The organism is uncultured Boseongicola sp. (assembly GCF_937988555.1).
In the GTDB taxonomy this organism is placed as follows: domain Bacteria; phylum Pseudomonadota; class Alphaproteobacteria; order Rhodobacterales; family Rhodobacteraceae; genus Boseongicola.
In genome coordinates, this window is the sequence record NZ_CALJXO010000045.1 from 22,690 (window position 1) to 29,231 (window position 6,542).

General features: G+C 60.3%; 7 protein-coding genes and 1 pseudogene. All 8 read right to left on the bottom strand.

Annotation, left to right across the window (positions count from 1 at the left end):
• Nucleotides 1–3 precede the first annotated feature (3 nt).
• The gene (gene rnr / locus Q1B15_RS02995) at nucleotides 4–2,247 is read right to left on the bottom strand and encodes a ribonuclease R (RefSeq protein WP_299749946.1); all 2,244 of its coding nucleotides are present in this window, start codon (nucleotides 2,245–2,247) and stop codon (nucleotides 4–6) included.
• 111 nt (nucleotides 2,248–2,358) lie between these two features.
• Nucleotides 2,359–2,901 (bottom strand): TIGR04282 family arsenosugar biosynthesis glycosyltransferase, encoded by a 543-nt coding sequence (locus tag Q1B15_RS03000; RefSeq protein WP_299749968.1) that lies wholly within the window; start codon nucleotides 2,899–2,901, stop codon nucleotides 2,359–2,361.
• 20 nt (nucleotides 2,902–2,921) lie between these two features.
• Entirely contained in the window at nucleotides 2,922–3,341 is a 420-nt protein-coding gene (locus Q1B15_RS03005; RefSeq protein WP_299749949.1) for a GNAT family N-acetyltransferase, read from the bottom strand.
• A gap of 4 nt (nucleotides 3,342–3,345) precedes the next feature.
• Nucleotides 3,346–4,491, bottom strand: a complete 1,146-nt coding sequence (gene dapE, locus Q1B15_RS03010; protein ID WP_299749953.1) for a succinyl-diaminopimelate desuccinylase — start codon at nucleotides 4,489–4,491, stop codon at nucleotides 3,346–3,348.
• Nucleotides 4,492–4,522: 31 nt separating this feature from the next.
• Nucleotides 4,523–5,170: an HAD hydrolase-like protein gene (locus Q1B15_RS03015; protein WP_299749956.1), complete on the bottom strand. Its 648-nt coding sequence runs from the start codon at nucleotides 5,168–5,170 to the stop codon at nucleotides 4,523–4,525.
• On the bottom strand, nucleotides 5,167–5,505 hold the full coding sequence (locus Q1B15_RS03020; RefSeq protein ID WP_299749959.1) for a hypothetical protein: 339 nt from the start codon (nucleotides 5,503–5,505) through the stop codon (nucleotides 5,167–5,169). Before Q1B15_RS03020 ends, Q1B15_RS03015 begins: the two co-directional genes overlap by 4 nt.
• Before the next feature lie 44 nt (nucleotides 5,506–5,549).
• Entirely contained in the window at nucleotides 5,550–6,233 is a 684-nt protein-coding gene (locus Q1B15_RS03025; protein WP_299749962.1) for a hypothetical protein, read from the bottom strand.
• Nucleotides 6,234–6,400: 167 nt separating this feature from the next.
• A pseudogene (locus tag Q1B15_RS03030) lies at nucleotides 6,401–6,542 on the bottom strand (2,3,4,5-tetrahydropyridine-2,6-dicarboxylate N-succinyltransferase); the annotation flags it as partial.

The following is a 6,542-nucleotide window of genomic DNA, read 5'->3' on the forward strand; positions in this document are numbered from 1 at the left end:
GTCTTAACGCTTGCGCGTGACTTTCCGCTTTTTGCTGGCCGCTTTGGTTGCTTTGCGCCGCACGGGGCCGCCGCGACGACGCGAGGTGGGGCCGCGTTTGATAGCTTTGCCGTCGACGTTGAGCAGTTCCAGCATCAGGCCGCCGGTGACCGGGACGGCTTCGGCCAGGCGCACCGTGACGCGCAGGCCAAGACCAAGCGTCAGGCCGGTGTCAGAGCCTTGGAGCGTTTGGCTGTCAGCGTCGAAGTGGAAGAATTCCGAGCCAAGCGAACGCACCGGGATCAACCCGTCAGCGCCGGTTTCATCAAGTTTCACGAAAGCGCCGAACCGTTGAATGCCCGAGATACGGCCCGTCAGTTCGGCGCCGATCCGATCAGACAGGAACGCCGCCAAGTAGCGATCGGAGGTGTCGCGTTCGGCGATCATCGAACGGCGTTCGGTATCAGAGATATGCATGCCAGTTTCTTCAAGGTTTTCGACCTCTTGGTGAGACAGGCCGTCGTCACCCCATTTGTGGGCCGACACAAGCGCACGGTGGACGATCAGGTCAGCGTAGCGCCGGATCGGCGAGGTGAAGTGAGCGTAAGATTGCAGCGCAAGACCGAAGTGGCCGAAGTTTTGCGGAGCGTAATAGGCTTGGGTCATTGACCGCAATGTGGCGATATTGATCTGTTCGCTGTAGTCCGTGCCAGCAGCGGCGTGCAACAAGCGGTTAAGGTGCGCGGTCTTAAGGACCTGCCCCTTTGCAAGCGTGAGGCCCGCAGATTGTGCTGTTTCGCGCAGAGCGTCGAGTTTTTCAGGGTTCGGTTCCTCGTGGACGCGGTACAGGAGCGGTTGCTTTTTCGCGACAAGCGTTTCGGCAGCGGCGACGTTGGCCAGCACCATAAATTCCTCGATCAGCTTGTGCGCATCAAGGCGGTCTCTGAAAGCAACGGATGTGACGCGGCCGTCGTCGTTCAGGATGATCTTTCGCTCGGGCAGATCCAGATCAAGCGGCTGGCGTGCTTCGCGTGCTTTTTTAAGGGCAGCGTAGGCGGCGTACAGCGGCTTCAAAACACAATCAAGAAGCGGCGCGGTGCGGTCGTTCGGCCTGCCGTCGATAGCATCCTGCACTTCTTCGTAGTGCAGAGATGCCAGAGATTTCATCAGGCCGCGCACGAATTTATGACCGATCTTTTCCCCCGCCGTGTTGATCTGCATTCTGACGGCAAGGCAAGCGCGCGGCACCCCTTCGTGAAGCGAGCAGAGATCACCCGACAAACGATCCGGCAGCATCGGCACGACTCGGTCGGGGAAATAGGTTGAATTGCCGCGCTTGCGCGCCTCCTGGTCAAGCGCTGATCCGGAGCGGATATAATGAGCGACATCGGCGATAGCGACCCAGACGACATGGCCACCTTCGTTTTTGGGATCATCATCGGCGTGGGCGAAGCAAGCGTCGTCGTGATCGCGGGCATCGCTTGGGTCGATGGTGATCAGCGGCATTTCCGTGAGATCTTCGCGAGCCTTGAGGTCTGCGGGCTTCATCCCGTCAGCTTCTGCTATGGCCTCATCAGGGAAGTCATCGGGGATGCCGTGTTGGTGGATCGCGATGAGCGAGACGGCTTTGGGCGCAGACGGATTCCCAAGCCGGGCGACGATGCGCGCCTTGGGCAGGCCCATGCGGTCCTTCGGGCCGGCCTGTTCGGCTTCGACCAATTCGCCGTCTTTCGCGCCGTTTATGGCGTCGCTTCCGACACGCCATTCGCGGTCAGCGCCTTTGTCGATCGGAAGGATACGGCCGCCTTCGGCGTGTTTGCGGAAAACACCCAACAGGCGTTTAGGGTTCGTGCCGATGCGGCGAATGAGGCGGCCTTCATAGGCGTGATCTTCGTCTTTGACCTGAGTTAGACGGGCAAGGATGCGGTCTCCTGCGCCAAGGGCGGGTTCGGAGGCCTTCAGGATCAGGAGGACGCTGGGTTCGGCGCCTTCGCCCTCCCATTCAAGCGGGCGGGCGAAGAGGTCGCCATCGGCGTTTGGTTCGATAACTTGCAGAACTGAAACGGGCGGCAGGCTCTCGGGATCACGGTAGGTCTTGCGATGCTTTTCAAGGTGGCCGTCTTCTGCAAGCTCTTTCAGCAGGCGTTTAAGGTCGATGCGGGCCGCGCCTTTGATGCCAAAGGCTTTGCCGATGTCACGCTTGTTGGTCCGGGTCGGATTTTCCGAGATCCATGCGAGAATTTCGTCTTTTGTGGGGATGCTTGCCATGCGTGCGGGCTATCATGGGGCGTGGCGCGCGTCACGAGGGATTTATCTTACGGGAGCGCTGCCCCGTCCGCCTCATGCGCCCCCCCCCAAGGTGTTTTTGAATGGGTGACGTCAGAGATCGGTTGCAGTGTCGACGTCGCGCAGGGTGGCGGTTTTGGCGATAGGGGTGGGGAGGGTTTTTTCTGTGTCTTTCAGCGCGTGCTCGGTTGACCAGCGGACGTTTTGGAACAGGGTCGGTGGCGCACGCCGGGGGTGTTTCACGCCGACGAGCCAGTAGCCGCCGTCGGGGGCGGGGCCAAGGACGGACGCGTTTTCGCCCAGAACGCGAAAAGCCTGCGCGATATGGGGGGAGGTTACGCCGGGGATGTCCGCACCGATAACCAGGGTCGGGCCTGTGGTGGAGCGCAGCATGCGGGCCATGCGGTCCCCGAGGTTTCCAGGGCCTTGAGGGAGCCGTGCGATATCTTCAGGCCAGACGCGGCTTTGCAGGCCTTCGCGGTCCGGCGCAACAGCGAGGATGATGTGCCAGCGCGGGTCCCGCAGGCGGCGGATCAACGCGCGGGTTTGGTGACGAAACCACCACGCCGCGTGGGTCATGCCGATGTCGCGTCCCAAACGAGTTTTGGCGTAGCCGGGGCGCGGTTCTTTGACCATGATGACGAGGGTCGGCTGCCTCACAGCGGGCGAACCATTTCCTGATGCGGCATGCCTGCGTCGACAAACTCGTCGCCTATCTGGCCGAATCCGAGGGATTCGTAGAAGGCGACGGCCTCGATCTGTGCGCCAAGACGGGCTTCGGTCAGGTGCGGGCGGGACGCGAACTCTGCAAGGGCGGCGCGCACGATGGCGGCTCCTATACCTTTGCCGCGGTGAGCTTTAAGAACGGCAAGGCGGCCAATTTTGCCCGTGGTGCCTTTTTCGAGGAGCCGCGCGGTGCCGACCGGGCTGCCGTTGTCGGTGGCGAGCAGATGCGTGGCAGTATCGTCCAAACCGTCAATGTCTTCTTCAAGGCCGATGCCCTGTTCTACCACGAAAACCAGTTTCCGGATCATGTGGCAGGTATCGATATCGCGGGTCGTGGTGATCTTGGTCATGACGTTAGCTTGCGAAATAGTCGTCAAGGATGCGGGCGTAGATCGCCTTCAGGCCGTGGATGTCGGAAAGCTCAACCCGCTCATCGACCTGATGCATGGTTTGCCCGACCAGGCCGAATTCGACCACGGGACAATGGGATTTCACAAAGCGCGCGTCCGAAGTGCCGCCGGTGGTGGACAGTTCTGGCGTGACGCCGGTTTCGGCTTCGACCGCTTTGGCGATCAGGTCCGACAAAGCACCCGGCGGGGTGACGAAGCTTTCGCCTGACACTTGGATTTTCATCGCGATGTCTATGCCTGTTTCATCCGCAACGGCGGCGGCTTGCACTTTTAACCAGTCCGTCAGAGTCGCCGAGGAATGGCTGTCGTTGAAGCGGATGTTGACGGTGGACCGACAAGCGGCGGGGATCACGTTGTTGGCTGGATTTCCCGTATCAAAGGTGGTGACGGCCAGCGTTGAGGCGTCGAAGTGATCCGTGCCATCATCAAGCGCGTGGGTCGCAAGGCGATCCATCAGGCGGGCAAGTGCGGGGACCGGATTCTTTGCGCGATGCGGATAGGCCGAGTGACCCTGCACGCCGGTCGCGGTGAAATAGGCGGTCATCGAGCCGCGACGACCGATCTTGATGGTATCGCCAAGCGTGTTCGGGCAGGTCGGCTCGCCCACAAGGCAGACGTCCATCGCCTCGCCGTTAGTGTCCATCCAGTCGAGAATAGCGCGCGTGCCGTCGATGCCCATGTCTTCTTCATCGCCGGTTAGGGTGATCATGATCGCACCGTCGGGCGGGTTGGTCCGGGCGCGGTCAACAGCGGCGGCGACAAAGGCCGCAACGCCGGATTTCATATCCGCGGCGCCGCGTCCGAACATCGTGGTGCCGTCGATATGCGCGCTGAACGGCGGATAGGTCCAATCGGCGGGATCACCAACGGGCACCACATCAGTGTGGCCGTTGAAGCCGAAGGTTTTGGCATGACCCTTGGGGCCGAAGCGGGCAACAAGGTTCAGGATATTGCCCCGGTCAGCGCGGAAGGTGTCAAAGCCTGCCTCTTTCAGAAGCGAGGCCAAAAGCGGAATGGCACCGCCGTCTTCAGGGGTGACAGAGGCGCACTGGATCAGTCGTGCAGTGAGGTCAGCGGGGTCAATGGTCATAACAACGTGCTACATTGGCCGTTACGCGACTTCAACGCCCGGAATGTGTGAGGATCGCTGACACGGCGTCCGGCAATTGCGAGGCATGGTCGATTAGGGTCGCGGCTCCGACCCAGTCTTCCGGTGTGCCATAGCCCCAGCGCACCGCAATCGCGGGCATGCCAACTTCGGCTGCAGCCCCCATGTCGTGATAGCGATCGCCAGCCATAACCGATGCGTCCGCCGTTTCGCCCGTTTTCTCCAGCGCATAGGCGAGAAGATCGCCCTTCCAGTTGCGGGTACCATCAAGCTCGGGGCCGAACTCAGCCGTCATGAAGGGTGCAAGGCCGAAATGCGCTGTGATTTGCGTGGCATAGGCGTGAGGTTTGGCAGTCATGAGGTAAAGGCGGTGGCCAGCATCGCGCATGGCTTGAAGAGCAGGGATGATGCCGTCGTAGATTTCGGCATCGTACATTCCCGAAGCCTGGTAATGGATGCGGTAGGCGTCAAGGATCGGGTCCGGGTTGGCAATGCCAAGCTTAGCGAAACTATCGATGAAAGGGGGCCCGATCATCCAGGTCAGATCACTGGTGGCGTGGTCATCCATGCCGTGGGTTGCAAAGGCATGCGACAGCGATCCGGTGATGCCGGGCCGCGAATCCATTAACGTTCCGTCAAGATCAAGGAAAACGGCGGTCATTTTTTATCCTCGAAAAAGGGGGTCATTTGCGCGACGATAACGGCGTTGTCGTCCAATGCGCGCTGCATCAGTGCGCGTTCTTCATCGTCGATCTCGTGGCCTCCGGCCTCGCGTTCCTCAACGGTGCCATAGCCGGTGACGTCCAAAGGCGCGACATCGGCTTTTTTCAACACGGCAACAGCCTCGCGGACCGCTTCGGCCTCGTCCACGCCGGTGGCATAACATACAAGCGCACCGCCGGTCGCACCCTTTGGCAAACCGTCACCGTCTTTGCGGCCGATCTGTATAAGAAGCGTGAAGACCTGCTGCGGTCGGGATGTCTTGTCCTTTGCCATGCGACTTTACCTGTCAGACACGAACGCTGGGTGCAAGACGCAGATCAGCTCTTCCAGGGGATCAAAGTAACGGTGGCAGGCTCGGGCGGTGCGAGACCTTCGGGGCGCTGGTAGAGGTTTCGAAACGCCGCCAAAGCAGGCCCCGAAACTTTATCGATCAGGGACCAGATCCACCCGACTTCGGTGGCGTCAGCCCCGGCAAGGATGGCCGAGGTTAAAGATCGCTCGCCGCTACCATCCAAAAGCGTCAGGACGGCCTCTCGCGTCATCTTCAGACATTTCGCAGGCTCCTGAGCGGGCCCAAGGTCGATCCGCCCGGCAAGTTCGGCCGCTTTGAACGCCCTCATCAGCGCCGCGCGCAACGCGGGACAGACAAGAGCGTATTGGGCGTGAAAGGCCACCCAATTCCAGTAAAGCGTATCAGGCGGATCGTCTGCCTGGCGCATATCCGTCAAGACCAAGGCGGTCGCGAACAGGAAGATCGGGAAATCATCATCCGGCAGAGCGGCGGCCAACAAGATCGAAGTATGCACGTCGAAATCGCCTGGATGACGGAATTTTGTGCCCCACGACACAATAGGGGCCAAAATACAGGTACCATTGCCCGTCAAAGACAGGAAACCGGCGATCAACCGCGATCGGGTATCTTGCGACGTCTCGCGGAGCATAGCCCCCAAATCACCAAGCGCCTGGCGTGAGCGGCAACCATCCGCTGAACTCTTAAACATGGCGAATAGATACCCCACGCAAAGCACTCCAGGGGTATTGCCGGGACCGGTCTGAGCTTCTTTCGGTAAAAAAAGTCCTTGGGGGTGAATTTTCCAAGAGGCAAAAACGGGGCAGAAAGCCCCTTCTTTTTTTAAGGATCGAATGCGCCGAAAGGCGCTCTATCTGATCAGTCGCGCAGCAGCTCGTTGATCGCAGTTTTCGAGCGGGTGCGCTCGTCCACGCGCTTTACGATCACCGCGCAATACAGGTTAACACCGTTCTTGGATGGCAGCGATCCCGCCACAACCACCGAATAGGGCGGCACTTCG

Excerpts from the sequence above, each read along its gene's own strand:
- rnr (WP_299749946.1), bottom strand. The coding sequence starts at position 2,247 with ATGGCAAGCATCCCCACAAAAGACGAAATTCTCGCATGGATCTCGGAA.
- Q1B15_RS03000 (WP_299749968.1), bottom strand. The coding sequence starts at position 2,901 with ATGGTCAAAGAACCGCGCCCCGGCTACGCCAAAACTCGTTTGGGACGC.
- Q1B15_RS03005 (WP_299749949.1), bottom strand. The coding sequence starts at position 3,341 with ATGACCAAGATCACCACGACCCGCGATATCGATACCTGCCACATGATC.
- dapE (WP_299749953.1), bottom strand. The coding sequence starts at position 4,491 with ATGACCATTGACCCCGCTGACCTCACTGCACGACTGATCCAGTGCGCC.
- Q1B15_RS03015 (WP_299749956.1), bottom strand. The coding sequence starts at position 5,170 with ATGACCGCCGTTTTCCTTGATCTTGACGGAACGTTAATGGATTCGCGG.
- Q1B15_RS03020 (WP_299749959.1), bottom strand. The coding sequence starts at position 5,505 with ATGGCAAAGGACAAGACATCCCGACCGCAGCAGGTCTTCACGCTTCTT.
- Q1B15_RS03025 (WP_299749962.1), bottom strand. The coding sequence starts at position 6,233 with ATGTTTAAGAGTTCAGCGGATGGTTGCCGCTCACGCCAGGCGCTTGGT.